At 40.7% G+C, this 25471-nt stretch carries 26 protein-coding genes and 1 pseudogene; 10 read left to right on the top strand and 17 right to left on the bottom strand.

The window, feature by feature from the left end:
* Nucleotides 1-52 precede the first annotated feature (52 nt).
* From O1D97_RS15565 to O1D97_RS15555, 3 genes are read left to right on the top strand one after another with little or no spacing between them, the layout of a single operon-like run.
* Nucleotides 53-1774 carry a hypothetical protein gene (locus O1D97_RS15565; RefSeq protein WP_269127076.1) on the top strand — a complete coding sequence of 574 codons (1722 nt, stop codon included), beginning with the start codon at nt 53-55 and terminating at the stop codon, nt 1772-1774.
* The gene (locus tag O1D97_RS15560) at nt 1774-2523 is read left to right on the top strand and encodes a DUF3726 domain-containing protein (protein ID WP_269127075.1); all 750 of its coding nucleotides are present in this window, start codon (nt 1774-1776) and stop codon (nt 2521-2523) included. Before O1D97_RS15565 ends, O1D97_RS15560 begins: the two co-directional genes overlap by 1 nt.
* A 37-nt stretch (nt 2524-2560) precedes the next feature.
* Nucleotides 2561-3304, top strand: coding sequence for a TSUP family transporter (locus O1D97_RS15555; RefSeq protein WP_269127072.1), 744 nt, complete (start codon nt 2561-2563; stop codon nt 3302-3304).
* Here O1D97_RS15555 and nagA read toward each other — a convergent pair.
* The 3 genes from nagA to nagB are packed head-to-tail and all read right to left on the bottom strand — an operon-like array spanning nt 3301 to nt 6127.
* Nucleotides 3301-4452, bottom strand: a complete 1152-nt coding sequence (gene nagA / locus O1D97_RS15550; RefSeq protein WP_269127070.1) for an N-acetylglucosamine-6-phosphate deacetylase — start codon at nt 4450-4452, stop codon at nt 3301-3303. The genes O1D97_RS15555 and nagA overlap by 4 nt on opposite strands.
* Nucleotides 4449-5330 carry a glucosamine kinase nucleotide-binding domain-containing protein gene (locus O1D97_RS15545; RefSeq protein WP_269127068.1) on the bottom strand — a complete coding sequence of 294 codons (882 nt, stop codon included), beginning with the start codon at nt 5328-5330 and terminating at the stop codon, nt 4449-4451. The genes nagA and O1D97_RS15545 overlap by 4 nt, the downstream gene beginning before the upstream one ends.
* The gene (gene nagB / locus O1D97_RS15540) at nt 5327-6127 is read right to left on the bottom strand and encodes a glucosamine-6-phosphate deaminase (protein ID WP_269127067.1); all 801 of its coding nucleotides are present in this window, start codon (nt 6125-6127) and stop codon (nt 5327-5329) included. Before nagB ends, O1D97_RS15545 begins: the two co-directional genes overlap by 4 nt.
* A gap of 239 nt (nt 6128-6366) precedes the next feature.
* Between nagB and O1D97_RS15535 the strand changes: the two genes are divergently transcribed.
* The 6 genes from O1D97_RS15535 (at nt 6367) to O1D97_RS15510 (ending at nt 11470) form a co-directional block, all read left to right on the top strand.
* Nucleotides 6367-7638: an ABC transporter substrate-binding protein gene (locus tag O1D97_RS15535; RefSeq protein WP_269127065.1), complete on the top strand. Its 1272-nt coding sequence runs from the start codon at nt 6367-6369 to the stop codon at nt 7636-7638.
* 77 nt (nt 7639-7715) lie between these two features.
* On the top strand, nt 7716-8651 hold the full coding sequence (locus O1D97_RS15530; RefSeq protein ID WP_269127063.1) for a carbohydrate ABC transporter permease: 936 nt from the start codon (nt 7716-7718) through the stop codon (nt 8649-8651).
* 9 nt (nt 8652-8660) lie between these two features.
* The gene (locus O1D97_RS15525; RefSeq protein WP_269127061.1) at nt 8661-9521 is read left to right on the top strand and encodes a carbohydrate ABC transporter permease; all 861 of its coding nucleotides are present in this window, start codon (nt 8661-8663) and stop codon (nt 9519-9521) included.
* Between the two features lie 32 nt (nt 9522-9553).
* Entirely contained in the window at nt 9554-10660 is a 1107-nt protein-coding gene (locus O1D97_RS15520) for an ABC transporter ATP-binding protein (protein ID WP_269127059.1), read from the top strand.
* Between the two features lie 55 nt (nt 10661-10715).
* Nucleotides 10716-10883, top strand: coding sequence for a hypothetical protein (locus tag O1D97_RS15515; RefSeq protein ID WP_269127057.1), 168 nt, complete (start codon nt 10716-10718; stop codon nt 10881-10883).
* A gap of 140 nt (nt 10884-11023) precedes the next feature.
* A complete protein-coding gene (locus O1D97_RS15510) occupies nt 11024-11470 on the top strand; it encodes a GntR family transcriptional regulator (RefSeq protein ID WP_269127055.1) in 447 nt (148 codons plus the stop codon).
* A 23-nt stretch (nt 11471-11493) separates the two neighbouring features.
* On the opposite strand, the gene O1D97_RS15505 is transcribed toward O1D97_RS15510, so the two are convergent.
* The 10 genes and pseudogenes from O1D97_RS15505 to O1D97_RS15465 form a co-directional block, all read right to left on the bottom strand.
* Nucleotides 11494-12144 carry a hypothetical protein gene (locus tag O1D97_RS15505; protein WP_269127053.1) on the bottom strand — a complete coding sequence of 217 codons (651 nt, stop codon included), beginning with the start codon at nt 12142-12144 and terminating at the stop codon, nt 11494-11496.
* A gap of 653 nt (nt 12145-12797) precedes the next feature.
* A complete protein-coding gene (locus O1D97_RS15500) occupies nt 12798-13040 on the bottom strand; it encodes a hypothetical protein (protein WP_269127051.1) in 243 nt (80 codons plus the stop codon).
* A gap of 63 nt (nt 13041-13103) precedes the next feature.
* Nucleotides 13104-14213 (bottom strand): hypothetical protein, encoded by a 1110-nt coding sequence (locus O1D97_RS15495; RefSeq protein ID WP_269127049.1) that lies wholly within the window; start codon nt 14211-14213, stop codon nt 13104-13106.
* On the bottom strand, nt 14213-14788 hold the full coding sequence (locus O1D97_RS15490) for an AAA family ATPase (protein ID WP_269127048.1): 576 nt from the start codon (nt 14786-14788) through the stop codon (nt 14213-14215). The genes O1D97_RS15495 and O1D97_RS15490 overlap by 1 nt, the downstream gene beginning before the upstream one ends.
* Before the next feature lie 32 nt (nt 14789-14820).
* Complete coding sequence (locus tag O1D97_RS15485) at nt 14821-15795, bottom strand: hypothetical protein (RefSeq protein ID WP_269127046.1); 975 nt, start codon at nt 15793-15795, stop codon at nt 14821-14823.
* A gap of 93 nt (nt 15796-15888) precedes the next feature.
* Nucleotides 15889-16842 (bottom strand): toll/interleukin-1 receptor domain-containing protein, encoded by a 954-nt coding sequence (locus O1D97_RS15480; protein WP_269127044.1) that lies wholly within the window; start codon nt 16840-16842, stop codon nt 15889-15891.
* A 324-nt stretch (nt 16843-17166) separates the two neighbouring features.
* Nucleotides 17167-17274: pseudogene (locus O1D97_RS19965) on the bottom strand (IS91 family transposase); the annotation flags it as partial.
* Between the two features lie 194 nt (nt 17275-17468).
* Complete coding sequence (locus O1D97_RS15475) at nt 17469-17987, bottom strand: hypothetical protein (RefSeq protein WP_269127042.1); 519 nt, start codon at nt 17985-17987, stop codon at nt 17469-17471.
* A 744-nt stretch (nt 17988-18731) separates the two neighbouring features.
* Complete coding sequence (locus O1D97_RS15470; protein WP_269127040.1) at nt 18732-20138, bottom strand: SNIPE associated domain-containing protein; 1407 nt, start codon at nt 20136-20138, stop codon at nt 18732-18734.
* Between the two features lie 11 nt (nt 20139-20149).
* Nucleotides 20150-21709 carry an SNIPE associated domain-containing protein gene (locus O1D97_RS15465; RefSeq protein WP_269127038.1) on the bottom strand — a complete coding sequence of 520 codons (1560 nt, stop codon included), beginning with the start codon at nt 21707-21709 and terminating at the stop codon, nt 20150-20152.
* A gap of 230 nt (nt 21710-21939) precedes the next feature.
* Between O1D97_RS15465 and O1D97_RS15460 the strand changes: the two genes are divergently transcribed.
* Nucleotides 21940-22092: a hypothetical protein gene (locus tag O1D97_RS15460; RefSeq protein WP_269127036.1), complete on the top strand. Its 153-nt coding sequence runs from the start codon at nt 21940-21942 to the stop codon at nt 22090-22092.
* A gap of 112 nt (nt 22093-22204) precedes the next feature.
* Here O1D97_RS15460 and O1D97_RS15455 read toward each other — a convergent pair whose 3' ends face one another.
* The 4 genes from O1D97_RS15455 to O1D97_RS15440 form a co-directional block, all read right to left on the bottom strand.
* On the bottom strand, nt 22205-23554 hold the full coding sequence (locus tag O1D97_RS15455) for a Fic family protein (RefSeq protein ID WP_269127034.1): 1350 nt from the start codon (nt 23552-23554) through the stop codon (nt 22205-22207).
* Between the two features lie 355 nt (nt 23555-23909).
* Nucleotides 23910-24053, bottom strand: a complete 144-nt coding sequence (locus O1D97_RS15450; RefSeq protein WP_269127032.1) for a hypothetical protein — start codon at nt 24051-24053, stop codon at nt 23910-23912.
* Nucleotides 24054-24226: 173 nt separating this feature from the next.
* Nucleotides 24227-24598 carry a pentapeptide repeat-containing protein gene (locus tag O1D97_RS15445; protein WP_269127031.1) on the bottom strand — a complete coding sequence of 124 codons (372 nt, stop codon included), beginning with the start codon at nt 24596-24598 and terminating at the stop codon, nt 24227-24229.
* A 67-nt stretch (nt 24599-24665) separates the two neighbouring features.
* Nucleotides 24666-25196 (bottom strand): DUF3750 domain-containing protein, encoded by a 531-nt coding sequence (locus tag O1D97_RS15440; RefSeq protein WP_269127029.1) that lies wholly within the window; start codon nt 25194-25196, stop codon nt 24666-24668.
* Nucleotides 25197-25471 lie beyond the last annotated feature (275 nt).

The following is a 25471-nucleotide window of genomic DNA, read 5'->3' as shown; positions in this document are numbered from 1 at the left end:
GCCTATTAACTCAGGCCTGTACTGTCCATTAATTCATAAGAGAGTGTGCTTCATGACGACATCCGCCGCGATTAAATCTTCATTAAGAGGAAGTAATGCGTTACCACTTCGGCCTATTGATCAGGTTATGGATTTAGAGCGTTTAGGCGCCATGCATCAAAGCCGTCTAAGCTTTATGCGCATATTAGTACGCCATGTCATGCGTGAACGTTGGCAAATTGTCATGAGCACAATGTCACTGGATAATGAGGGTTACGGCACCGTTATCTATGAGATTCAAACACCTCATGATCTTTTTAGCTTTGTTATTTTTTCAGACTATTTGTCTCCAGATGAGAGAAACGATCGTGTTATTGCCTCTAAATGGGACCTCACCATGGCATTAGTCGGCGGTAAAGTAAGTCAGGCTTATTTAGAAATGTTACGTAAAAATGTGCCTAAACAAGAGGCCGGACGCGTTGATTCTCGAGTATTTGTTCTATCAAGGGCCAATAGAAGCGCTCGAAACTTTGACTACGTTGTTGATCAATTGGCGGCAGGCGGACAACCAGATATAGATAAAATTGCCAAAGTAGGTTACCTCTACCGTACTACTGCTGTTTATGGAAGTGGTAAGTTAGGCATGGCTGATTGGGAGAAAGTATCTACCCGCTGGCCCGACTTTGCTCGCCCTTTCTCGGCAGAAATGTTTGCTTGCTTTATGCTGAGGAACTTTAGCCTATTCCAAGCGGAACACATTGCGAAAATGCGTTCACCAGCCACATTTAATCCCATGCAAGCGGACATTAAGCGCTACTTTGGCATAGGTAATTCGACAGGGCTAGGTATGGCACCCTATCTAATGAACCATCCAATGTTAATCAATCAATGGGTTGAAATGCGTGAATTGGCCCTAGCAAGAGTAAGACAACTTGGCCTGTATAATGAGGATGCTAAAGAGAAATTAAATCGTTTAATTTATCGTGTACAGCACCACATGAGTGAAACTCACACGGAAGACGAATGGCAAAGCCAAAATAACGTCATCGTATTGAAAGACCTTGCCCTATTAAGTCAACGCCTAGAGTCGAAGTTGGACAACTGGAACAGCTTGATCTTATGGAGTGAAGAGACATGCTCCTTGCAAGGACAAGAACTGCTCGTGTCCTTGCTACTTGAATTGCATCCTGAATTAGTCGATAGCCTAGAAAGCCACCATGGATCAGATGAGTTTTTAGACCTAGATCCGGTTATGCCTGTACAAACTTTAAAGCAGGTCATCGAGAACCGTTATGCTTGGGCATTAAAAATCGACTTTTCAGAGAGTGGCTCCAGAGATATTTTTTGGTATCGGTCGGAGGAAAAAATGGAACCTCGCTTAGGTCAAGCGGCTACAGAAAAAGGTAAAGACAAGCAAATGGCTCTTGGCGTTGGCTATGCGGTTCGTAAATGTTACGACCAACTGTGTGACTACATAAAAATATTTCCTAATCATTCTACTGCACGTTTTATGGTCACCAAGCCGAAATTAAGAGGCATTGTAAGACGAATTCAAAGTATGAACCGTTGTGTTTATGGGGATATTCAAGCGAACCTACTCGATAAAAACGTCTTGCCTATGCATCTACTAAGAGCAAAACTGGCCTTTTTTGGTGTCAGTAAATTCGATCCTCGCTCAAAATTATGGGTTCGTAATACTATGTTCCAAGGTGCACCTTTATTAGAAGACATTGGAGGCAGTTTTAATGATGATTGGTTTATGCCATTGGCACCGAAAAAAGGAGGTAATGTCTAATGCATGTCTCTATGAATGAGTTAAAAGCCGCACTACGTCGTTGTTTTGAAGCCGCCAATTATTATGTTGGCAACTATGAAGATGCCGCTAACATGATCTTATGGCTAGAAAAGCATGGTCTAAATGGATTAAAAGAGTTGGAAAACACACTGCCTTATATCAAGGACGATAAAAATAAAGCCATGAGTACCGTTGTTTATGAAGACAGCACCTCAGCCATCATTGATAGTCATGGTCGAAGTGCTTTAAACTGCATCGCTTCCGCCGTCGACCTAGCTCACGCAAAAGCGCTTGAGTGCGGCATTGCCACCATCAGCGTACATAACTGCCATAATCGTAAATTTATCTTAAAAGCATTAACCGATTGCGGCCGTCGAGGCATCAGTGTAGTAGCCTACTGGAGAAATGGCAGTAACATTGTGACTGAGTATACGGCCGCAATCAAAGCTGGAGCCCGCTATCCGTCATTTAGCCAGGCCATAACTCACCTTGAGAGCAACGATCAAGACAAGCAAGCATTAACCATTATATGCAGTTCTCGAGTCGATCTAGATTCATCACTGCAAAACTCAGGTGATCACCAAACTCGGTTCCATATGAGCGCTGAAGAAATTGCTCGTATAAAAGAGAAAACGATAGATAATGGTATTGAAATCGACACCGGACTGTGGGAAGAAATCAACCAAATAGGCGCCGCTGTTTTGGTCGAAAACTCTGAAGAATCAAGACAAGGTGCAGGAGCGAACTAATATTTTAACCACCACAAGTAGTGCAAAAGGTCGCTGAATGCTGTCTTTTGCACAATTATCCTATTCGGCCATTGATGTGTTATCTTTGGCCATTGTGATTGCTGGTATATTGGTTCAAGCCAGAGTCGGTATTGGTTTTGCACTGTTAAGTGCCCCTGCCTTATTTATCATAAATGAAAATTACATGCCTGGTCCCATTTTGATACTGGGGTTTCTTTTATCTTTATTAATGTATCTCAATGAACAGCGACCTCTTGAAATCAAAACCGTATTACCCGCTATTCTCGCCCGTATACCAGGATCATGGTGTGGTGTTCTCACATTAGCCTATTTACCCCAATGGCTTTTAGGCGTCATTATTGGGATCAGTCTGTTGGCCGCTTCTCTCGTCTCATCGGTACATGCCTCAATTAAATTAACTCGATCAAACCTAGCCATAGCGGGATTCTTGTCTGGCTTTTCTGGCACCATCACCTCGATCGGCGGCCCTATTATGGCACTACTTTACCAAGCACAAACACCTGCCGTCACTCGAAATGCATTACTCTGCTTCTTTCTGGTTGGTACGCCCATTTCTATTTTGCTATTAATGCTAGCTGATGGAATGAACCAAGAAGCCTATGTACTTTGTATGAAAATGCTGCCAGGGGTCATTATCGGTTTTATTTTATCGAAATTTAAACCGCTTGCTTTTATTGCCCCCAGTAAAAAAATTATTATTGCTTTATCTCTCTTTTCCGCTTTTGTGATTCTGTCAAAGAGTTTATCCATGATTCTTTAGTTGCATGTTATAAACGGCTCCCAAGCGACTCGACCATCGATCCAGGTTTTTTGCACCCGGTAATCTTCACTTAAAGCGACCATACTGGCACGATAATCTGTTTTGATATGTCCGAACTGATCGTCTATAGATAAAAACTCAGCTGGCCTAAGCGAGGCCATCTGCAATGCTTCCGCTGGTGTACGACCTGTTAGAAAAATAGTATTACGAACCGCTGTTGCCATATCTAAATCTGATCCAGCTAATGTGCCATCTACTGTCGTGACCTTCCCTTCACTTCGCATCACTTTTTTGCCTAGAAAAGCCATTTCAGTCTCATTCGAACCGACACTTTGAATGGCATCTGTCACCAGCATCATATGCTCACAACCTTTTGCCGCGATCGCAATTCTCATTGATACAGGGTGCACATGATGCCCATCGGCAATCAGGCCACACCAAGTCGCTTTATTGGTTTCTAATGCCGCACCAACGACCCCGGGCTCACGACTAGTAAGCGGCGTCATGGCATTAAATAAATGCGTAAAACCCCGAGCACCGCTGTCGACAGCCGCGATAGCTTGCTCATAAGTCGCTGCAGAATGCCCTATACATACAATGGCTTTTTGGGAGACCAACCATTCAATAAAGCCTTCACGAACTTGTTCTGGGGCCAAGGTTACCATGAGTTTTCCAAATTTACTGACATCAAGCAATGTGGCTAAAATACCCTCATTAGGTTGTCTCAGCTGAAACTCGTTATGCACGCCTTTACGAACAGGGTTCAGGTAAGGTCCTTCATAATGCAAGCCTAATATCCCACCCATGTTTTGCGCAAGAGCCTCACAAACGGCATCGTGAGCTTGCGACATAATACTGTAATCATCAGAAATCAATGTTGGCATCATAGCCACAGTACCAAACTGAGCATGAATCTGAACGATCTTTTCTAACGCCAAGAGCGTCGGGGTATGATTAAAGAGAGTGCCACCCCCATTCACATGGACATCAATAAACCCTGGAGCAAGAATATCAACCACATCCTTTGTCATGGCATTGGATAGTTCAGCCTCCGCAACTGAAGTGATTCGATTATCACTAAAGGTAACCGCTTGATTCGCTAACCATTGCTCACCATCAAAAAGTCGCTTCGCAAAGACAGTCGTCATATTGCTTTTCTCCCTATCTGTTGTTGTGCCATTAAAATGGCTCCTGACATTGCATCCCCTTTCGGTTCACAGAGATAAGCAAGATAACGCTCTGATAAATAAGGCCGAATAACATCCGACACCCCTCCAACGAGTACTATTTGTGAAGCGCCTTTTGCGATTAAACAGTCTAGATATCGACTGACCCAAGCCACTTGTTCTTGTACAATTCTCAAAGCAATAGGATCTTTTTGCTGAGCAAACTCGAATACTTGAATGGCAAAAGCACCATATTCTTTCGGTAACGGGTGTCGATTTTGAAACAAGACATATTCTTCTGGGGACAAAGAAAATTCAGCATTAATACTATCTGTCATAGGAGAGGAAGCCGACGTCCCATCCAATGCGGCCAATGAATACTCTAAAGCCGATAAGCCAATACGAGCGCCACTGCCTTGATCCGATAAGGGAAAGCCCCAGCCTCCCACTATCTGAAAGACTTCATTCTGATAAAACACACCACAACTACCGGTTCCTAGAATCAGTAAGGCGCCTTCTTCACCATTAAAAGCCCCCAAACAAGCAGAATGGGCATCAGTGAGCAAATACCGCCGACCAAATGGAGAGGATTGAGAGATAACCAGTTCTTGTTCCAATGGTTGATTGGCACCGGCAAGACCTAAACCAAGAGTAATCTTCGAGTATTTTTCTGTAGGAATGTTACCTTGATGACAAGCTTCAAGACACGCATTGATTATATTTTGCCATGCGGCTTCAATACCAATTCGTGGATTACCTGAACCTGCAACAGCTTCACCTAAAACGGTCCCCTCCCCATCAACAAGACGAGCACGGCAAAAAGTTCCACCACCATCAACGCCAATATAAAGTGCTGTCATTCACAGTTTCCTTCATGTAATTGCTGACGCTTTAGCTCACACCACAAATAATACTCTTTGAGGGCTAATGAACTTGCCGCCTCTTCATCTAAGACAATGATCGCCTTTTCATGTTGTTGTAAAACGGAGGCCGGACACATAGAGGATAATGGCCCTTCTATCATCTCTTTTACGGCAGATGCTTTTGCTTTGCCTGTCGCCATAAGTAAGATGACTTTACTTTCTAATATCGTCCCAATACCCATGGTAATCGCTAGGTGAGGTTGAAATTCCCCCTCTTTAAAAAAGCGTTTATTGGCCGCAATAGTGGATTTTGACAAGGTTTTGATGCGCGTTCTAGATGAAAAACTAGACGTGGGTTCATTAAAACCAATATGACCATTTTCACCAATTCCAAGAATTTGCAGATCAATACCACCCGAACTGGAGATGCTGAGATCATAGGAAGACGCATCTTGATGCAAAATATCAGGCTCCAAACTCGCCGCTAAAGGAAGGTGAGTATTCGCCTCATCGATGTCAACTAAATGAAACAGATGCTTGTTCATAAAAAAACGGTAGCTTTGCTTATGACTCTCAGTAATGCCTATGTATTCATCTAGATTAAAGGTTGTCGTATGCTTAAAAGAAAGCCATCCAGCTTTATGACGGCTAACGAGTTCATTATAAAGCGCTATAGGAGTTGAACCTGTTGATAACCCAAGTACAGGGTGACTATTTCTTTTCATCACATCCTCCACCCTATTTGCAGCATACAAGGCCACATCTTTTGGTGTTGGAAGAATAATTACTTGCATAAAAATTTACCTTTAAAAACAATCACACTTAAAATAACGACCCCAAAACAACAATACCAATATAGTACCTTTAATCCACTTAGGTCAAAATATTTTCTATTTATTTGCACTTTTTATTTGCCAGAGATCCACATTGGTGCTAATTTCTACAAATCAACAATACCTAAAAGATACCAATTTTCGGTATTTAACAATAAAAATAGATGATAAATCACAAAATACACAAACGGAGAACCACCATGTCTAATGCACATTCCAACCTATCCGTATCCAGATATGCTATCGCTACAGCTGTTCTTTTAAGCAGTGCTAGTATGATCAATGCGGCAGGGACATTAAATATCGAAAGCTGGCGTAGCGATGATGCAAATATATGGTCGGACGTTATTATTCCAGCCTTCAATAAAAGTCACCCAGATACAACAGTATACTTTACACCGACACCCCCGACTCAATACAACTCAGCATTACAAGCCAAATTACAAGCTGGAACGGCGGGGGATCTGATTACTTGCCGCCCCTTTGACACCTCCTTAACCCTTTTCACCAGTGGTTATTTAGACTCGTTAAATGACTTAAAAGGTTTAACTGAGTTCTCTGATGTGGCTAAAAGTGCGTGGGTAACGGATGACGGTAAAGACCAATTTTGTCTGCCGATGGCCTCTGTAATTCATGGGTTTATTTATAACAAAGAAATTTTTAAAGAATTGAACCTTTCTGTTCCTGCAACACGTGATGAATTTTTTAGCGTATTAAAAACCATTAAATCCGAAAGTCGTTATTCGCCGCTCGCAATGGGGACAGCCGATCAATGGGAAAGTGCCACCATGGGCTTTCAAAACATTGGCCCAAATTATTGGAAAGGCGAAGCAGGTCGTAAAGCACTTTTAGAAGGCAAAGCCAAATTAACTGACGAAGCCTATGTCAATACTTGGAAAGAGTTAGCCGAATGGAAACCCTATCTTGGCCGTGGTTTTGAAGCACAGAAATATTCAGATTCACAAAACCTATTTACGCTGGGGCGTGCCGCCATCTACCCAGCAGGTTCATGGGACATCCAAACCTTTAACAATCAGGCGGATTTTGAATTTGGCGCCTTCCCACCACCAGTGACAAAAAGTGGTGACACTTGCTATATCAGCGACCATACGGATATTGGTATCGGCATCAATGCCAATTCTCCCAACAAAGCCGCGGCGGCAGAATTGCTAAATTGGATGGCCAGTCAAGAATTTGCGGAACTGTTTGCGAATGCGGTTCCTGGTTTCTTCCCATTATCGAATCATAAAATAGCCATCAAAGATCCGGTTGCTCAAGAATTCATTAGCTGGAGAGACAGCTGTGAATCGACCATCCGTAACTCTTATCAAATATTGTCTCGCGGCACACCAAACCTGGAAAACCAACTTTGGAATGTCAGCGCACAAGTGATCAACGGCACCATGACACCAGAAGCCGCTGCGCAAGAAACACAGAATGGTTTAGAGCAGTGGTACGCTCCTCAACAATAATTTCCGCAAACCATGGGAGGGCACGGCCTGCCCTCCCTATTTAAATGGTTCCAGATAGCATTATTAGAGACAGCGTTATGACTCAACCTAATCATCCAGATGAAAAAAAGCCCTTTCCCTGGCATCTTGTCATTTTTCTTGCACCAGCATTGCTGATATACGTCACCTTCAGTGTGTATCCCTTGCTCGATACCCTATTCTTAAGCCTATTCAATACGCAAGACGGTAACAGCACCTTTGTGGGATTGCAGAACTTTATCACCTTAATAACTGATGATAATTGGTCCCATGCTTTTTGGAATGCGTTACTGAACAACTTTATGTTTTTTGCTATTCATATGGTATTGCAAAACCCCATAGGGCTCTTACTTGCCGTTCTATTAAGCTCACCAAAACTGCGTTTGTCCGGCACCTATAGAACCCTTATTTTCATGCCAACCATGCTGTCCGTGGTGATCATCGGCTTTGTTTGGCAGTTATTGCTGAGCCCTATTTGGGGGATTTCAGAGGAGTTTCTTTATAATATTGGACTGGGTCACTATTTTGATGCTTGGCTAGGAAAGGAAGGCAGCGCACTCATTACTTTAAGCTTTATTTCTGTTTGGCAGTTTGTGGGCATTCCCATGATGCTGATTTACGCCACGTTACTCAACATCCCTGATGACATTGTTGATGCCGGTACGGTTGATGGGGCCAATCCATTACAGACGTTTTGGTACATTAAGCTTCCATTAATCTTACCCACTATCGCCATGGTTTCAATTTTAACCTTTGTCGCGAATTTCAATGCTTTTGAGCTAATTTATGCCGTTAAAGGCGCACTGGCTGGACCCAACTTCTCTACCGATCTCATGGGCACCTTCTTTTATCGCACCTTCTTTGGTTTTCAATTACAACAAGGCAGTGCCAGCATGGGAGCCGCCGTGGCCACTCTTATGTTCTTAATCATTTTAGTGGGCGTCATGCTGTTTCTGTTTTTCGTTCAACGTCGTATTCAACGATTCCAGTTTTAGGAGGCAAGTATGAAAATAGTAACCGGCTTTTTGCCTTCATCCCCACTCAATGTGTCAAAGAGCGTCACCGTACACGCCATTTTAATGGCCTATACCGTGATCGCTTTGTTCCCTATTATTGTGGTGATCATCAATGCCTTTAAGACCCGTAAGGCCATTTTTAACGACCCATTAGGCTTACCCGACAGCGACTCTTTCACCTTAGCTGGCTTTCAGGAAGTTTTATTACGATCTGATTTTGGCCTGTATTCCTGGAACAGTTTAGTCGTTACCTTACTGGCCGTTGGATTGGTGCTATTACTCGGCGCTATGGCGGCTTGGGCACTGACGGAATACAAGTTTCGCGGTAACTTCTTGATCGCCTTCTTGTTTGCCATGGGCATTATGATCCCCATTCGACTAGGTACGGTGAGTATACTCAGTTTGATGGTCGAACTGGATTTAGCCAATACGCTGACGGCCTTAGTTCTGGTGTACATTGCCCAAGGACTCCCCCTCGCAGTGTATATATTGTCGGAATTTGTTCGCACCATTCCAAAAGAATTAACGGAAGCCGCTCGCTGTGATGCAGTCAGTGAATATAAAATTTTCTTCTGCATTATTTTGCCACTGCTTAAACCTGCAATGGCAACAGTGGCTGTCTTTACCATGATTCCTATTTGGAACGACCTCTGGTTTCCGCTCATTCTAGCCCCAGGGGAAGAAACTCGTACTATCACTCTCGGCGTACAACAATTTGTTGGTCAGTACGTCACCAATTGGAACTCAGTCCTGTCAGCACTTACGTTAGCGATTGTGCCAGTACTGATTCTATACACTATTTTTTCAAGACAACTGATTCGCGGCTTAACAAGCGGAGCGGTCAAATAATCTCATAACCATGACCGCCGGAGACGCATTTTATGGCAAGTGTAAAACTCAATAATATTAAAAAACGTTTTGGTGACGTCGATGTACTGCACGGCATCGATCTCGACATTAAAGACGGCGAATTTGTCGTGCTCATTGGTGAATCAGGCTGTGGTAAGTCCACATTACTGCGTTTACTGTCTGGTTTGGAAGAGATCACAGCAGGCGATTTATACATAGACGATGAACGCGTTAACGGTCGCTCTCCGGCAAAGCGCGGCATTGCAATGGTATTCCAATCTTATGCTTTGTATCCTCACATGAATGTATTCAAAAACATGGCATTCGGGTTAAAAATTGCAGGTAAAGACAAAACCTTCGTTAATAATAAGGTCGTTGAAGCAGCTAAAAAACTAAAGATTGACCACCTGCTTGAACGTCTACCTAGAGAATTATCTGGTGGGCAACGTCAGCGGGTAGCGATTGGACGCGCTATTGTCAGAGACCCTAAAGTCTTCTTATTCGATGAACCCCTTTCAAACCTTGATGCGTCACTACGAGTACAAACTCGGGTTGAACTTGGTAAGCTACACCAAGAACTCAAAGCGACAGTCATTTACGTGACCCATGATCAAGTAGAAGCCATGACATTAGGAGACAAGATCGTGGTCATGAACCAAGGTCGTGTAGAACAAGTCGGCTCGCCATTGCACTTATACCACCACCCACAAACTCAGTTTGTCGCTGGCTTTATTGGGTCGCCTAAAATGAACTTCTTGAACGCAAAAATTTCATCAGTAGGCAAAGAAAATACACAAATCATGCTAGAATCTGGCCGCGTAATTTCAGCGTCTATCGACAGTTCTAATTCAAAAGCCGGTGATCGAGTTCAGATAGGGCTTCGCCCTGAACACATGTCCTTGCCGTGTAAAGAGAACAAGATCGAAGGAAAAGTCACACTCGTTGAACACCTTGGCGAACTGTCTTATTTGTACGTGGACATTCCCAAAGAAGGTGAACTGGTACTAAAAATCGATGGTGATAACCAATATAAAGCCGGTGATCAGGTAGTTTTTGGTATACAACCCAATAACCTGTATCTGTTTGATAGTAAAGGGAATGCCTTAACCAGACTGACGACTAGTCTAGAGGCAGAATAATCAGCATTTTATGAACGACAGCTTGAAATATGGGGCCTCCCCTTTGGAAAATAAGATGAGTCAAAATCGGGTCAACACACTTTTTGGCGAAGCCGATAATTTGCGAGAAAAAGGCATTCCGCTGTACGTACAGGTGAAAAAAGCCATTCAAAATGCGATCGCAGAAGGACGAGTTTTAGGTGGAGACACTCTCCCCCTGAACGAGATCTTGCTAAATATTTAGACGTTTCTCGTGTCACAATTCGACGTGCCATTGATGAACTAATTAAAGACGAGACCTTAACCCAAAGGCAAGGGGCAGGCACCTTTGTGAGCGAGCGAGTTGAGCAGCCTCTAAACCATTTGCGCAGCTTCACTGAGGTGATGGAAGCCCGCGGCAAAACCATTACCTCTAAATGGTTAGATCGCTCTTTAGGCATGCCCCATGAAGATGAATGTAAAGCGCTCAAACTGGCACCTGACCAAGAAGTCGTACGTTTCTATCGCCTACGGTATGCCGATGGAAAACCCATGGCCTTAGAGCTAGCCACCATCCCAAGTTGCTATATTCTCAATCCCTTTGCAATGGAAGGTTCTCTTTATGATCTGTTGGAGCAACAAGGCTGCCGTCCTGTTCGAGCATTGCAACGATTACGCGCCATCAGCATCGACGAACAAAGAGCGAACTTACTTGACATTCCGCAACTCAGCGCCGCCTTGTACATAGAGAGAACGGGGATTAATCATGACGGCACCCATGTGGAATTTACCCGCTCCTGGTTTCCCGGAGACTCCTATGATTTTGTCGCCGAGATTCGTGACACTATTTAAGGAAGCAAAGGGGTCTGACCCCTTTAATTATTACTTTGAGGATTCATAAGCATTATCATACCTAGCCAAGAGAACCATAATATTTGTCCTAAGCCAAATATTTCTGTCAGTATTTCGGCAGGATAAACAGTGAGAATACCAACAAAACCAATGAATAGTCCTAAACAGTTTAACAATTTAGGTAGCTCAATAATTTTTAAGCCTGCAACACTCAATAAAAGAACCCATAGACCTCCTACAATTTCGTTACCTCCCCCTAAACCTTCCACTATTGTGTTAATAACTACCCAAAGAATCATTGCTTGATCTGCATTTTTGGTAGATAAATCGATTACAACGCCTAATCCCATGGTTGCAATCATTCCACTTGCTATGACAAGGCCAACCCAAATAATACCGAAGACCGAAGCCGTTTGTGATAAAACTGGAGCCTTGGTTTTCATCCGTTGATGAGTAGCTAAAACTAATACGGCCAAGAAAAGGCCAAAGGCGACATACATAGTTAAATTAACTATCGATAGAATTGTTTGATTCTGAGTCAGAAAAATAATTTTTTGTGCATCATCAGCACTTACAGGGTAGTCCCAAAACGCCCCAAAAAACACAAAAGCAGATATGTAAATAGCGGCCTCAAAAAGCGCTGCAACGCCACCTATTTTTTGTAAGTTATTCATTACCCAACCTTTAATCAGAAAAAGTTTAAGTTAACACAAAAAAATACTTCAACATGTAACAAAAACTAACACCCAGCAATCCTAAGGTCGATTTAATGTGATTGTTTAGTGCATTCATAAACATCAGAGCGATGATCTGATTTTATGTTCGGTATAACCAGCTCATTTTCTCTAGTTTTATAAATTATTCAATATAAGACTTGTCTGATTCAATACAAAATACTAGACACCCACACAGTTAATCTTACATTTTCAATAAGTTAAGTTTTTCTTTCAGAAAATAATTCCATGATAAAAGTATGAAACCAGCGCATTTTCCGCGCTGCAACGACAGTGGAATACAAAATACCAGACACCCACACAGTTAATCTTACATTTTCAATAAGTTAAGTTTTTCTTTCAGAAAATAATTCCATGATAAAAGTATGAAACCAGCGCCTTTTCCGCGTTGCAACGACAGTGACTCAAACAGAAAAGACGAAGGTTTTTTTGTGTTCCAAGAACGTATTTCGGTGTTAGATGGTTTTGTCGGCCTGAAGGCAGGTATCTACAGAATCACCTCATAGCTCTGGTGATTTGTTCTCTATCTTGGTTGGGCGTATGATTCGTATCCGCTTTTAGATATGCTTAAAAATAAAGTAATGGATCTATGATTACCGACCTGATTTAGATAATTGGTCGTAAACAGCCTCAAAGTTCTCATCATCATATTTTAAGCCGTGCTTCTCAAAGAGATAACCAATCCCTAAAACTTCCACAAGATTGTACATCAATGGCAACTTACGACCATTTTTGTCGCCGTTTGGAAAAGCGGCAAAGCTTGCTCCTGTCCCCAAGATGACAACATGAGGCGAGTTTTTCTTATTTTCTGATACATCGAGTGCTGGTAATGCCATTTTTTACTCCAGACCTCACAATAAATATAACGCTCGGGGAACGCGCCAGCTTGGAACCAATTTTTATGGCCTATTCCTAGTCATTTCAAGAGCTTTTTCTCTGCTTATCAATCCCTTACCGGAACACAAACGACACCTTTCCCGTCCATCACATTCAGGACATTTCAAGTTTTGGTAATCAGAAATATCTATTTCAAGTGGATCTACAACGGTTCCTTTTCCATTACACAACGGACAAAAGTAGTTAACGAACAAACCTTCTCCCTCGCAAACAGGGCATGGGCATATTTTAGGCGTGCTAAGTTTTGCATTTTCCAATATCGTATAATGACTATACAGAGCTTGATACATGCCCTTTTGCCAATGATTCGAGAACTGAGCTGTTTCTATTGCTGGTTGCAGAAGCACACTTTTAATAACGCTGATGTCGAGATCAGCCTGCTCCATAGATCTAATCTGACCAAGCACAATACCCAGTTGCTCAGCGGCTTTCGTTGCATAACGCTTAGCCAAATCAAACCCTTCAAAATGAGCCCTAGCTCTCTGTTTATCGACCTCGGGCCATCCCTCAGGAGGTGAGACGTAATATTTAAATTCTCCCGGCTCACCATCATCAGCTACAACATAATTAGCAACGATCCATTGGTCGATAAAAAATCTTTGATTATCCGAATAAGGTTGAATTATTTGTTTTTCAGCACTAGTGGCAAAGTTTTTCCCTTTTCCATCCATATTGCAATCTCGGCAGGAAGGTACCAGATTGCTGGGCAAAACAGAGAATTGTGGGTAATGAACCTTGGGTAAAAAGTGATCTAAGTTGCGTGGAGTACCTATTCCCCCACAAAACGGACACTTATCTTGTGCAGAATTTAAAATTGAATCATATACTTTTCTAGCCGGCTTTTCAGAAGCCCTAAAATATTGCTCATAAAGTTTTAACAACTCACTTTTTTTAAGAGCATTAATTACTATAGGATCGCCACCGACACTAACCGATTGTATAGCATACAGTTCAGCTGTGTCTGCTGCGCATCTGTATTGCATGCCTACATTAGAAAAATCACCTTTACTCGCGATCAACTTTTTACGTAAAGAGTCATTCCCTGTGACACCAAGAATACACTCATCGATAGTTTGTTCAAAAGTATATAGAGGCTCATCAAGAAGCATCATTAATAAGACTCCCTGTCACGCTTAGCGATAAGAACCTTTAAAATCGCTCTTCCCTCAAAACCAATTTGCTCATCGTACTCTATTAAAATCTCTTCGTAGGCTTTTCCCAATAGAACTGAATTTGCAAGAATGTCGTGAAAACCTGAGCGCTCGACTTCTAAATTGAAAACCTCACTAGTTAATACTCCAACATTCTCAGCGAATGTCTCAATGTTTGGCCTTCTCGCAGTTACATTTGAGCCTTTTCGGTATATCTTCCAAACACATGATTTTGGTATTTCTTGTAAGACTACAGGTGAGTGGGTTGCAATAATGGAAAGTCCGTTTCTATCATGAAGTAAATCAGAAAGAGCGCGTATGAATGCAGATAATAAAGGCGGATGCAAATGGCTCTCAGGTTCGTCAAGTAGTACTAGAGTCTTTTCTTCAACAGTGGCGACTAAACGAGTAATTGTCAGGAGTACGATTGCATGACCAGAGCTCATTCTAGATAGTGTGGGAGCTACAGCATCTCGAAATCTTTCTACAAAAGAGGTTGAGTCAGATTGCTCATCTTCATTATATCTATGACGCATTTCCAGATAAATGGAATTTAGTTCTTCCAGCCTCATAAAAAAAAGTTTTCATCAGACCCTAACTTTTCTATTGCATCTAGCCAGCGCTTGGTTTTATTTGAATCTTGAAAGCAGTTAATCAATGCTTTTATGCAATCATACTGAAGGTCACTAATTGTTCGATGGAGGTCAGAGTTGTTTGAGTCTTTCAAGCCAATATAGAAATAGCACGTACCTTTCGAAGGATCAGGTTGCTCATTAGGTGGCGAGAATGGGTCAAAAGCACTGAATGAAACTGAAACAAGACTACTGAAATAGTCATTAGCAATCTCGGTTTTTTGCCAACTATCTGTATCTATAAATTTTGCAATCGACCCCTTTCTATCTGTGATGGAAGATATCATGCCATTTAGTATGGTGGTTTTTCCTACACCATTCCGACCAATAATTGTATGAATATTTGACCTTAGATTAGAGTTCGAACCAACTTTGACCTCAAAATCAAGGTCAATACTTCCGAATTTTGGCGCTTCAAGCCTTACGAATTTAAATTTAAAACCGGTTAACTCTGCCAAGCCTTCTACCAACCTTGCATATTGTCCTTTTACAACAGAGAGACTAACGTTTCTTAGTAAAGAAGTGCCAAAAACGTCCTCATCTTTGATAGACTCAATAATCGAAGGATTTACTACAATATCTCTCAGCGACGACAATAGTGGCTTCCGAATATTACCTGGCAACGCTGCAATTTTTTTATAGAAATCAGCGCCTTGACCTAGAGAAAAGAACTCTTCCCCTAAATTCGTAAAGCTAGCCTCCAGCTTTGTATAGGTACTTATTTCAGTCGTCTGACTTTTAAAACCAATTTTAATTTCACCAATATCATGTAGCATGCCTCCATCATCATGAAGCGACAGATAAAACATAGTTACAAATGAATAATCATTCCAGTGGTTAACCTTAAGATAAGCAGTATTCTTTCCGTTTTCAGGCACCCAAGTGCTTTTGGATAAAACACGAAACTCCATATTTATTACCCCTACCAAACTTGAACATGAATATCCATAGAGCGCCTAAACAGCGGAAAACCAGTCCGGCAACAGGCGCTTGTTATAAGCACACTACGCCAACACTCGGCGCAGACTTGCTGAAATATTATATATTTGAACTATGCCACCGCTAGTTTTGAATAGTTTTAAATGGCTACTTGACTCTAAAACGTTCAATATGTGGTTGATAATCAAGATAGGTTTAGCAACTTTTTCTTGAATGCTAGTATTTGAATTTATGTTTTCATTGACGATAAGGCTAACGATCTTTTCCAATATTTCTGAATAATCAGGGACATATGATCTAGCGTAGTTATCTAGACCATATGTAGTTACACTGAAATGGCATGAATAATTTTCTCCACCTCCTGCAAGATTTTGAGACACATCAAGGTATCCATTCTGCTCCAACACCTCAATGCAGTCTTTGATTTCAGCTCGGCTGAACCCCAGCTTTTCTCCATCGCCAAATAATGACTCTGGGTTGATCATAACGTCATCATTTTCAATAGCGTATTCACAAGATTCTTTTAAAACCAAATTATCTACCTTGGTTAAGCATCCAATCTCATGATATACAGATGTCGTATGTGCAGGAGCTTTGCCCAGTGCAGGTTTATCTGTAGCGCCAAAAATTGAAGACAAAACTCGCTTGAAGTTTTGATCGTAATCTTTTAAGTCAGGAATTGACTCCCAAAGAGTCGATACTAGCGATTGAGGAACCTCACAATTATCTAAGACTATGGGAATTATCTTTGTACCTTTAGATAGCTTGGCAACGATGCTTGCATTTAACTCTTCACGAACCCACGGCTTTTTTATGCTGTAATTTGAAAGCACTATAATCACGGCTTTAGCTTCTTTTAAGCCTTCTTCAAAGATCTTATCAACTAAGCTATCACCCGGTAGCATTTCCCATTTGTCTAACCAAGCATCTACACCATTTTCACGCAACTTTGTTGCGAAATTTGTTACGAATCTTTCCTTATCCTCACTCGCGTGACTTACAAAAACCTTGGGATGCATAAATACTCCATTTTGTACTGATAACTACTAAGCGGTTATACAGTGGCGAAGCCATGGCTATAACCGTCTGTTGAACGGCCGCTTTATTTATAGGGAATTTGCTTTTTCAAGATTGGCGACGTCCCTGTTTAAATCGCGGTGTTTTTTGTACTCTTCGAAGGTACTCCTAACGAAGGTTACCGTTAAAAATCCTTCGTGTTTTTAGATTTTTTCATATTACTTTCTAATACTTTTACTCGAATTCTAAGTATTAGGCAAGTAAGAGCCTTCAGATATCACTACCTGATATTTTTACCCTTGTCATGACTTGATCCCATTCTTTCCTAACGCCGATTCGCAATATACTACCCATGGACGGCTCATTAAATGACCCAGTGTGCCATCCAATGTTGTTTTTTCAATCGCCACTAACGCTCCTTGTTCGTAGGCTTCGTGCCTCTAAAACGGTTTGTTGGCCTAAAGACTAGTAAAGGGGTCTGACCCCTTTAATTAATAACGTTATGGGTGGCCTGTATTATCTTTTATTCAGGCCTTCTAGCTCTTCATTAAACAATCTAGCCCTATACTCAGATAAACGGCCCCCCCTCCAGCATCGTACATTCATTCAAAACAGAGTCGGGATAAAGTTATGAGTGGCCTTTATTATCTCCTTTATATAATGAAATCCAGTCTATATGTTTACCAAGCCCCAGAAGCGTAGAGTCATCAATATAGCGACCCTTTAATTCTTTTCTACAGCTCTCAACATAAGCCAAGACAACACCATAAATTTCTTCACGAGTCGACTTACGAGAAAAACTTTTTTCAGCGCATAATTTGTGTGTTTGGTAAACAAATTGCTTTTTACGGCTTTTAACAAAACGTTTCTTGTTATCCTGCCAATAAGAGCCAAGAACCTGATTGCCCATAAAGTGTAATTCAATATAACCTATCACTTCATTGTAATCCCAAGCACCACCATAAGAAGTGTCTAAATGCATTTTATATGTCGAATACCAAATAGGATCTTTTTTTGCATACTCTCTTTTAAATTCACCATCATGACCTCCAAAAATTGCTTTTTCCGAAAATTGGTCACGTTTAGCATAGTATTCTTCTCTAGTTAATCTATAAACGGGAAGAGTTGCTATAGGTATTATTTTCAATAGAAAGCCTCACATTGTAATTTAAGGGTTGGTGTATAACGCTCAGCTTAGCCTCAATATTACTAACATACTCGTCTATCTGCTCTTCTCTATCAATTTCTCCAAGGTCTACCATATGCACTGCAATTATAGAGGGAATACGACATAAAGTTGAACAATAGGTACCAATGCAATCCACGATACTCTTCAAAAGGCCTATTTCAATACCTGAAAGTTCTCAGGAAACCTTACTTTCTGGATCAATCCCTTGTCCCACAACATAAACTAACTGTTGAAATGCACTAACATACCGAGCCATTGCAAGAAATACACACTCGGGGCTACCGATATTTGGCTTGAAATCCAGTCATATTTCAAAATGATCGTTCACTTACTCTCTCCTAGATGGACAAATCTTGCAAAGTCTTATATCTACTAAGCTGTTATACAGTGGCGCAGACATAGTTATAACAGTCTGTTGAACAGCCGCTTTATTTATAGGGAATTTTCTTTTTCAAGATTGGCGACGTCCCTGTTTAAATCGCGGAAGCAAAGGGATCTGCCCCTTTATTTTTTTAGTCTAGACGGTGATCAAAGAAACATCAATAAAGTGATGTCTCGTATCGCTCTATAATCGACAAGAAAACAAGATCAGTTAATAAAAAAGTAAAAGATCCCCTTAAAGAGAGTGATACGATTGCGCTCGGCCTTGACTAGCCAGGAGTGTCTATATATATCTGCATTAGTTTTTATTAAAACAATTTTCTATTGAGTTCGTTGTGAATCAAAAGGTGCCTTCAAAGCTTCTTCAATGGCAATTTCCGGTTTGAGAAAGAAGAACTCTCTGCGTGAGTTAACCAGATTAACCTGTTTTTCAGAAAATGTTTTGTGAAGATATTTCTCAAGTGCAGGTGCATCCTCGCAAAAAAAGTAAGCGTGAACATCAAAAGTATCAGGAACAGATGCATCCCCTAACTCGTGGACGCGTTCGTTCGGATCAAGTCGTCTAGTCATACCGATCTTAATTACGCCTTCACCAAAAGACATTGGATTGCTAATAACATAAACGAAACCAGCACGAGTGATTTGCGCCATCGAGGTCGCACGCACCTCCTTTTGTTTAAGTATGTCGAGCTCTTCCTGATGTTCAGCTAATAAAGCCCGTTGCTCTTCGTTCAGATAATCTAGCTTGGTAAGTTCCTGCTCTACCAGCTTCTGCATGCGTTCACGATCAGCAATCGCCTTCTCTGATGAGGCCTTTAATCGAGATTCTTCTCGTTCAGTCTCTCGTTGAATGCGCTGCTCCTCCCTTTCTTCTTCTCGAATATCGTTTTTGAGCTGGGAAACTTCATAAGACAGATTCAGTTCATCTAGTCGTGCTTTTAAGTATTTCTCGCTGAGCTCAATCTTCATCATACGCCCTCGTTGATTGATCTCTTCAAATGCCAAGTTAACTCGTTCATTGAGTCGATTGATATTGTTCCAGTCAGCCAGAGTCATTGCTGAAGATACCTCATTATCAAAACAGCGAAGCCGAAGTTTAATTTCACGATTGACCATTGTTTTCGCGGCCGCTTTACGATCATTTACGGTAAAATCCCCTAATCCACAGATTGCTGCCGTTTTGTTTTTGATCATGCTTTTTGAAGTGCATATAGCCTGCTCTAGCTTTTCCTCCAGTATCGGTAAATCTTGAGGCTTGTGCCTACGCTCGTAAACAACATTATCGACAGTGCCTACGCTGATGTTACTCGCTTTAATTTTAGACTGATATTGCTCAATAGATAATTTTGTAGACTGATAGTTTTTTTGAAGCGCTAAATATTCATTTTCTAACGACACACACGCATTTACCTGATTGTTGATTTTGTCGATTGCAGCGTCAGCTAGTTCCTCTTCAGACTTGCACTTGTGAAGTTCATAGTCGACAAGAGCTTCTTCAGTCTCGATCTTCTCAATTTCGGAACCTAGAACAATCTCTTCCGTTTTGACCTTGTCGATTTCAGAGTCGACAACAACCTCCTCAGTATTAATTTCGTCACTTTCAGCGTCTAGAGCAGCGTAAGCTTGTTCTATGTCTATATACTTTTTTTTAATGCTGGCAAGATAACGATTGCCCGCGATAGCAATAACAGCACCGATCACAACCAATGCAATATCTAAATTTGTCATAAAACCGCTTCCTAGATGTACTCTGGTAGTGTGTCATAAACAGGCTCTTCAGCTTTTTCTGAAGCTCTCACTTGTTTTAACGCTTTACGCATAAGCTCTGATTCTCGATACTCTTTAGCCTCAATATCAAAGAACCAATCTGCAACAATACCCATTTCATCAAAAGCATCCTGAACCTCTTCGGGAGATACTTGAAAAAACTCTTTTCGATGATTTTCAGTATTTACTCGATGTTCATTAAAACGCAGGTGAAGTGCTTTTTCGATTGCTGGCGCATCCTTAACAAATGCCAATGTGTGAACATCGAACTTATAAGGTACTGAGGCGTCTCCAAGCTCTCTCACACGATCCATTGGTTCAAGACGCCGCGTCATTCCAATTTTGACAACCCCTTCACCAAATGAGCCAATATTAGATATGCAGTAGATGTAACCATTCCTGGTGAGTTGCGCTTGCGAAGTCGCTCGTCTGAACTTCTCTTCGAGCGCAGCTTTCTGTAACTCAATTTTTGCAATCTGACGCTCAAGCTTCTTACGCTCTGCTCCAATTAGCTCCTCTGCCTTTTTATGAGCCTTTAGTAGTTCAATCTCGGTAGCAGATATGTCACCTTCAAGGCTTTCAAGGTCGCTTTGACCAGATTGAAATTTATTGTTTCGAAGTAAAGCCCGCTCCTGTTTGCGCTGCTCTTTTTTCGTTTGTTGATCATTCAAATACTCAGCCCAAACCAAAAGTTCTTTTTCCTTCATCCAAAAATAATCCCTGGATACGGCAACATTAGCAGTCTCACCGAGCTTGGTCAGTTGGTTATGAAGCTTTTCAAGTTTATTTTTGGCAGTTTCTATAGTTGAATGGCGCATTTTTCTGACTATCGTTTCAAATTCAGCATTAAAAGCCTTGAGCTGAAGCGACTTATAGTCAGCTACCATGGCATTTCCATCACTTACACTACCAAAGAATGTCCACTGAGAAGACGCGTAGGTCGCGTCCCCATTTTTAATGGTTATGTATTGAGCATCTCGACATGCATCTATTTTAAGTTTGAAAGTTTCTGGGTGATTGTAGCTAAATACTGGAGGAGACAGTCCTAATTCTATTTGGTCAACCTGATCTTTCAGAGTTGACTCTAAGTCTTCTGCTTTTTTTATAACAAGCCTTCCCTCATCAATCTTTGCTTTCAGAGTAGTCTTCCTTGCTTGAACTTCATCTTGCGTCGAATTTAATTCATTAACCTTTTCTTTCTTCTCCTTAACTGTGGCCTTTATCAATTGAAGTTTTCCTTGACCTAATTCGAGCTTATCAGCTCTGTCTTTAATAGGCTTACTTCTGGCTTGAATTTCATCTTTTTTTGATTTGAGTTCATTGACCTTTTCTTTCAAAGCTGTCCTTTTAGCTTGAATTTCGCCTTGCTTTAATCTGAGCTCGTCAAGTAATACTTCAAATGGGCGTTCTGAATAATCCAGGTTATTGAATTTAATATGAGATTTTCTTTTTAAGGCAACAATCACCCAATACAAACTTAATAAAGTAAAAAAACAAAAAGCAACTATTGATACAGTATGAAATTCAATCATGGCAAATAATATTTCCCTATATTTATTAGGAATATTAGACTATTTGATCTGCATTCTGTATTCAATAGCAACATGGTTTCCATTACTAGACTGATTCGATTAGCATCAAAATACCAGCCACCCATAAAGTTCATCCAATATTTTCAATAAGTTAAGTTTTCTCTAACAAAACAATCACATAACAAAAGTAGGAAACCAGCGCCTTTTCCGCGTTGCAACGGCAGTGACGCATGCAGAAAAGACGAAGTGTTTTTGTGTTCCAAGAACGTATTTCGGTGTTAGATGGTTTTGTCGGCCTGAAGGCCGGACCTACAAAATCAATTCACAGCTCTGATGATTTGTTCTCTATCTTGGTTGGGCGTTTGATTCGTGTGGGTTGCTAGCGGTTTTTGTTCCACAATTTAAACAAGTCTGTAACGGTACGCCATTGATTTTCATGCCCTCTAAATTAGAAGCAAAGGAGTCTGACCCCTTTAATTACGCCATAGTTTCTTGTTATATTTTTAGTTTTTCTCTGAGACCTGCTGGTGCCAAATATATAATTGCTTTGTTCTTTTTACTCTTTGATGCTACTAATAGATCGGCTTCAACTAGACCATTTAAGTATGATCTTGCTGTATTTTCATTAATATCAAGTTCCATAGCAACCTGCTTGGAAATAAACATTTTTCCGGGTTGTTTTACGGCTTCTTTTAATAGTTCTAATTGCCCTCTTTTCAGATTTTTTGAAATTGGGCTTTTATCTATCCATTCCATAAATTGATAGAATTCACTTTTCTTTGATTCAATGTGATCATTGAGCGAGTTAACCGCTTTTGACACAATATCAACTTGATGATAGATGAAATAGGTCAAGTCAAACTCATCTGTTTCCGTGTATATAAAAGCGGTATCATAGTCACTTCTTTTTTCTTGAATCAATTTACTAATAGATACGTACTCAAATAACCAATACCCTGAACTTAGCATATACCAATAAAAAAGAGCTCTTGCTGTTCTCCCGTTTCCATCTCCGAAAGGATGTATAAAGCCGATCATAAAATGTAATATAATAGCCTTAACTAATGGATGAATGAATGTATCTGTATTTTGTCCATCATGATTTGAGTTTGCAAAATCACATAATGAATTCAACCTTTCTTTTAGAGACGTGAAGCAAGGGGGATTATGTGATAATTCATTATACAAGTTAGATACAGCAATGTTATTGTTTTCCCGTAAAGCTCCAGGAACGGCATCATTATCAATTGCCTCAAATGTTGCTATTTCATGAAGTTCCAAGATCAATTCAATGCTTAGCGACTCATCTTTTCTTTCTAATGCTTTTTTCATTAAAAGGTAATTATTGAAAATCATTTGTTCTGATTTATCTATAGGTTTCCTTTTTGTTTCTAGCATTTCTTTAGCTACTTTACGTGTTGTGGATGCACCTTCAAGTTGAGATGAAGTAATGGCTTCTTCCATCATCAAGTTTTTCACTAAGTATCTGTCTTTTTCTTTAGTTGAAATAAAAGAGCCATCGCCGATAGCATGGCCACCACCACATAATTTATCTATATGATGTAATTGAGCGTGTAAAGAGTCAGGAATACAATAACTAAAAAATGAATCTTTTTCTGCTTCCAAAGGTATAGTTTTAGAAATTGCTTTTCTTGAAAGTTTGGTGGCAATCCAAGCACCCTGTTCAGAAACCCCTTTTGGTAACCTCCAGATAAACTTATCCCAGTGAAGGTATTTACCCTCTGAGTCAGTAGGAGTGAATTTACCTAATAAGGAAACAAACTCTTCATGAGAAGTATTTTTCAATAATTCTTCAAGAGACTTAGGCGTTCTAATTCTTGCCATGCCAAAACCGTAAACTTAATTTTAATAAATTAAGTTTACACGTTATTTTAGATGCTTCAACGTAAAAATATAAATTTAAGTTTAGAGTGGGCTGTGGCTAAAATATAACGCCGCTGTATAGGGCATTTTTTGTGTGGTGGAGTTTTGGGGTAAAGTGGCGCAGCCATGGCTATAACCGTCTGCTGAACGGCCGCTTCATTTATAGGGGATTTGCTTTTGCAAGATTGGCAACGTCCCTGTTTAAATCGAGGTGTTTTTTATACTCCTCGAAGGTACTATTAACGAAGGTTACCGTTAAAAATCTTTCGTGTTTTTAGATTTTTCCATTTTGTTTTCTAATACTTTTACTCGAATTCTAAGTATTAGGCAAGTAAGAGCCTTCAGACTTTACTACCTGATAGTTTTTACCCTTGTAATGACTCAGTATGCCATCCAACGTTGCCTTTTCAATCGTCGATAACGATCCTTGCTCATACGATTGGCGTAATTCGCTTACCATCGTGCCTCTAAAACGGCTTGTTGGCCTAAAGACCAACCCACGTTTTGTGCGCTCTAAGAGAATTTGGATGACTCAAAAGCGCTTTATCGGCCTGAAGGCAGGACCTACAAAATCATCTCATAGCTCTGGTGATTTTTCTCTATCTTGGTTGGGCGTTTAATTCGTGTGGTTTGCTAGCGGTTTTTGTTCCACGACTTAAACAAGTCTGTAACGAGTACGCCATTGATTTTCATGCCCTCTAAATTGGCATCATCAATCTCAGCATTGGATAAGTTCAAATAACGAAAAGATGAATTTGATAAATTTATATTATGGTATTTTGCGCCACTCAAATTGACATTTTCATAAACGCTTTCTGCTAAATTGACATCGTCAAATACACATTTTTTTAAATTGGATTCATTGAATTTAGCATTTTCAAGTACCGCCCAGAACGTGGCATTACTCATGTCTACACCATTGAAATGTGCTCCGCTCATGTCCGCTTTCTCAAACTCCTGACCTTTGTGCTCTTTATTAGGGAATGGATCGTTTTTCTGCGACATATTATCTTACTCCTAAGCTTTAGTATTTTTTTAAACAGCTAATCTACTCTGAGTTAACCCAGCACGCTTAGTTATCCGCGTAACCACGGCCAATGGCGCTAAAAGGTAATTTTAAACCCAGCTCAGGGACTTGTAAACCAACCCATTCTGGAAAAGTATTGCTATTTGGGCCTGGAAAAACAGTGTATTCATTCACCCAAGGATATCGATTGACCGCTTCCGTGATTTGAGGGATTAAGCGCTCCGCTTTCTCCCCTGTCAGAGACAGTATTTTTTCTGGCTTAGATCCAAACCAATATCGATCAGGGGTGGTTGTTTTATATTGATGCAGTGCGGGTAACCCTCTTTTGACTCGCCACCCCACAACTTCATAAACGGTGTATTCAGCCGCATTGGCCTCTTTTGTTGCGACCCAGGTATGTACGGCAAACCAGCCTCTCCAACTAAACGCATCGGCCGCATAGACTTCAATGACGGCTGACTTTTCTTTTTCAGGCGCTGGAGCAATCCCTGCCGGTTCACGACTTGCAGTCTGCCAATTATTATTGGAGCAAGCACTGAGCACTACAGTAATAAGAAATAATCCTATAACTTTCATTAATTAGACACCCTTTTATCTATCGAAATGCCAATTTATCATAAACTTGGATGCGAAAATAAAGTGTGTATGGATCATCCGTAATTTTTACGTATTACTTAAATTAATCATAGATACCCAATATTGGAAATCAAAAATACACTCTTCGTATTTTGATACTATACATAATGCAAAACGAAGATAAACTCAGCGTTCACCAAGAAGCGGGCTCTTTTTGTTATCTTATTCAACAAAAAGAGCCTTTTTTAGGCGAACAAATTTACTTACGTTTTAGT

Origin of the sequence: Marinomonas phaeophyticola, from assembly GCF_026966905.1 — a bacterium.
Lineage (GTDB): Bacteria > Pseudomonadota > Gammaproteobacteria > Pseudomonadales > Marinomonadaceae > Marinomonas > Marinomonas phaeophyticola.
This window is presented reverse-complemented; position numbering and strand designations above follow the sequence as displayed.

Coding starts and splice junctions, on each gene's coding strand:
- O1D97_RS15490 (WP_269127048.1), bottom strand. CDS start 14,788: ATGCGTCATAGATATAATGAAGATGAGCAATCTGACTCAACCTCTTTT.
- nagB (WP_269127067.1), bottom strand. CDS start 6,127: ATGCAAGTAATTATTCTTCCAACACCAAAAGATGTGGCCTTGTATGCT.
- O1D97_RS15565 (WP_269127076.1), top strand. CDS start 53: ATGACGACATCCGCCGCGATTAAATCTTCATTAAGAGGAAGTAATGCG.
- O1D97_RS15480 (WP_269127044.1), bottom strand. CDS start 16,842: ATGCATCCCAAGGTTTTTGTAAGTCACGCGAGTGAGGATAAGGAAAGA.
- O1D97_RS15450 (WP_269127032.1), bottom strand. CDS start 24,053: ATGGTAAGCGAATTACGCCAATCGTATGAGCAAGGATCGTTATCGACG.
- O1D97_RS15560 (WP_269127075.1), top strand. CDS start 1,774: ATGCATGTCTCTATGAATGAGTTAAAAGCCGCACTACGTCGTTGTTTT.
- O1D97_RS15465 (WP_269127038.1), bottom strand. CDS start 21,709: ATGATTGAATTTCATACTGTATCAATAGTTGCTTTTTGTTTTTTTACT.
- O1D97_RS15495 (WP_269127049.1), bottom strand. CDS start 14,213: ATGATGCTTCTTGATGAGCCTCTATATACTTTTGAACAAACTATCGAT.
- O1D97_RS15510 (WP_269127055.1), top strand. CDS start 11,024: ATGGAAGCCCGCGGCAAAACCATTACCTCTAAATGGTTAGATCGCTCT.
- O1D97_RS15500 (WP_269127051.1), bottom strand. CDS start 13,040: ATGGCATTACCAGCACTCGATGTATCAGAAAATAAGAAAAACTCGCCT.
- O1D97_RS15455 (WP_269127034.1), bottom strand. CDS start 23,554: ATGGCAAGAATTAGAACGCCTAAGTCTCTTGAAGAATTATTGAAAAAT.
- O1D97_RS15530 (WP_269127063.1), top strand. CDS start 7,716: ATGACTCAACCTAATCATCCAGATGAAAAAAAGCCCTTTCCCTGGCAT.
- O1D97_RS15525 (WP_269127061.1), top strand. CDS start 8,661: ATGAAAATAGTAACCGGCTTTTTGCCTTCATCCCCACTCAATGTGTCA.
- O1D97_RS15470 (WP_269127040.1), bottom strand. CDS start 20,138: ATGACAAATTTAGATATTGCATTGGTTGTGATCGGTGCTGTTATTGCT.
- O1D97_RS15555 (WP_269127072.1), top strand. CDS start 2,561: ATGCTGTCTTTTGCACAATTATCCTATTCGGCCATTGATGTGTTATCT.
- O1D97_RS15545 (WP_269127068.1), bottom strand. CDS start 5,330: ATGACAGCACTTTATATTGGCGTTGATGGTGGTGGAACTTTTTGCCGT.
- nagA (WP_269127070.1), bottom strand. CDS start 4,452: ATGACGACTGTCTTTGCGAAGCGACTTTTTGATGGTGAGCAATGGTTA.
- O1D97_RS15440 (WP_269127029.1), bottom strand. CDS start 25,196: ATGAAAGTTATAGGATTATTTCTTATTACTGTAGTGCTCAGTGCTTGC.
- O1D97_RS15520 (WP_269127059.1), top strand. CDS start 9,554: ATGGCAAGTGTAAAACTCAATAATATTAAAAAACGTTTTGGTGACGTC.
- O1D97_RS15460 (WP_269127036.1), top strand. CDS start 21,940: ATGCAGAAAAGACGAAGTGTTTTTGTGTTCCAAGAACGTATTTCGGTG.
- O1D97_RS15515 (WP_269127057.1), top strand. CDS start 10,716: ATGAGTCAAAATCGGGTCAACACACTTTTTGGCGAAGCCGATAATTTG.
- O1D97_RS15485 (WP_269127046.1), bottom strand. CDS start 15,795: ATGGAGTTTCGTGTTTTATCCAAAAGCACTTGGGTGCCTGAAAACGGA.
- O1D97_RS15505 (WP_269127053.1), bottom strand. CDS start 12,144: ATGAATAACTTACAAAAAATAGGTGGCGTTGCAGCGCTTTTTGAGGCC.
- O1D97_RS15535 (WP_269127065.1), top strand. CDS start 6,367: ATGTCTAATGCACATTCCAACCTATCCGTATCCAGATATGCTATCGCT.
- O1D97_RS15445 (WP_269127031.1), bottom strand. CDS start 24,598: ATGTCGCAGAAAAACGATCCATTCCCTAATAAAGAGCACAAAGGTCAG.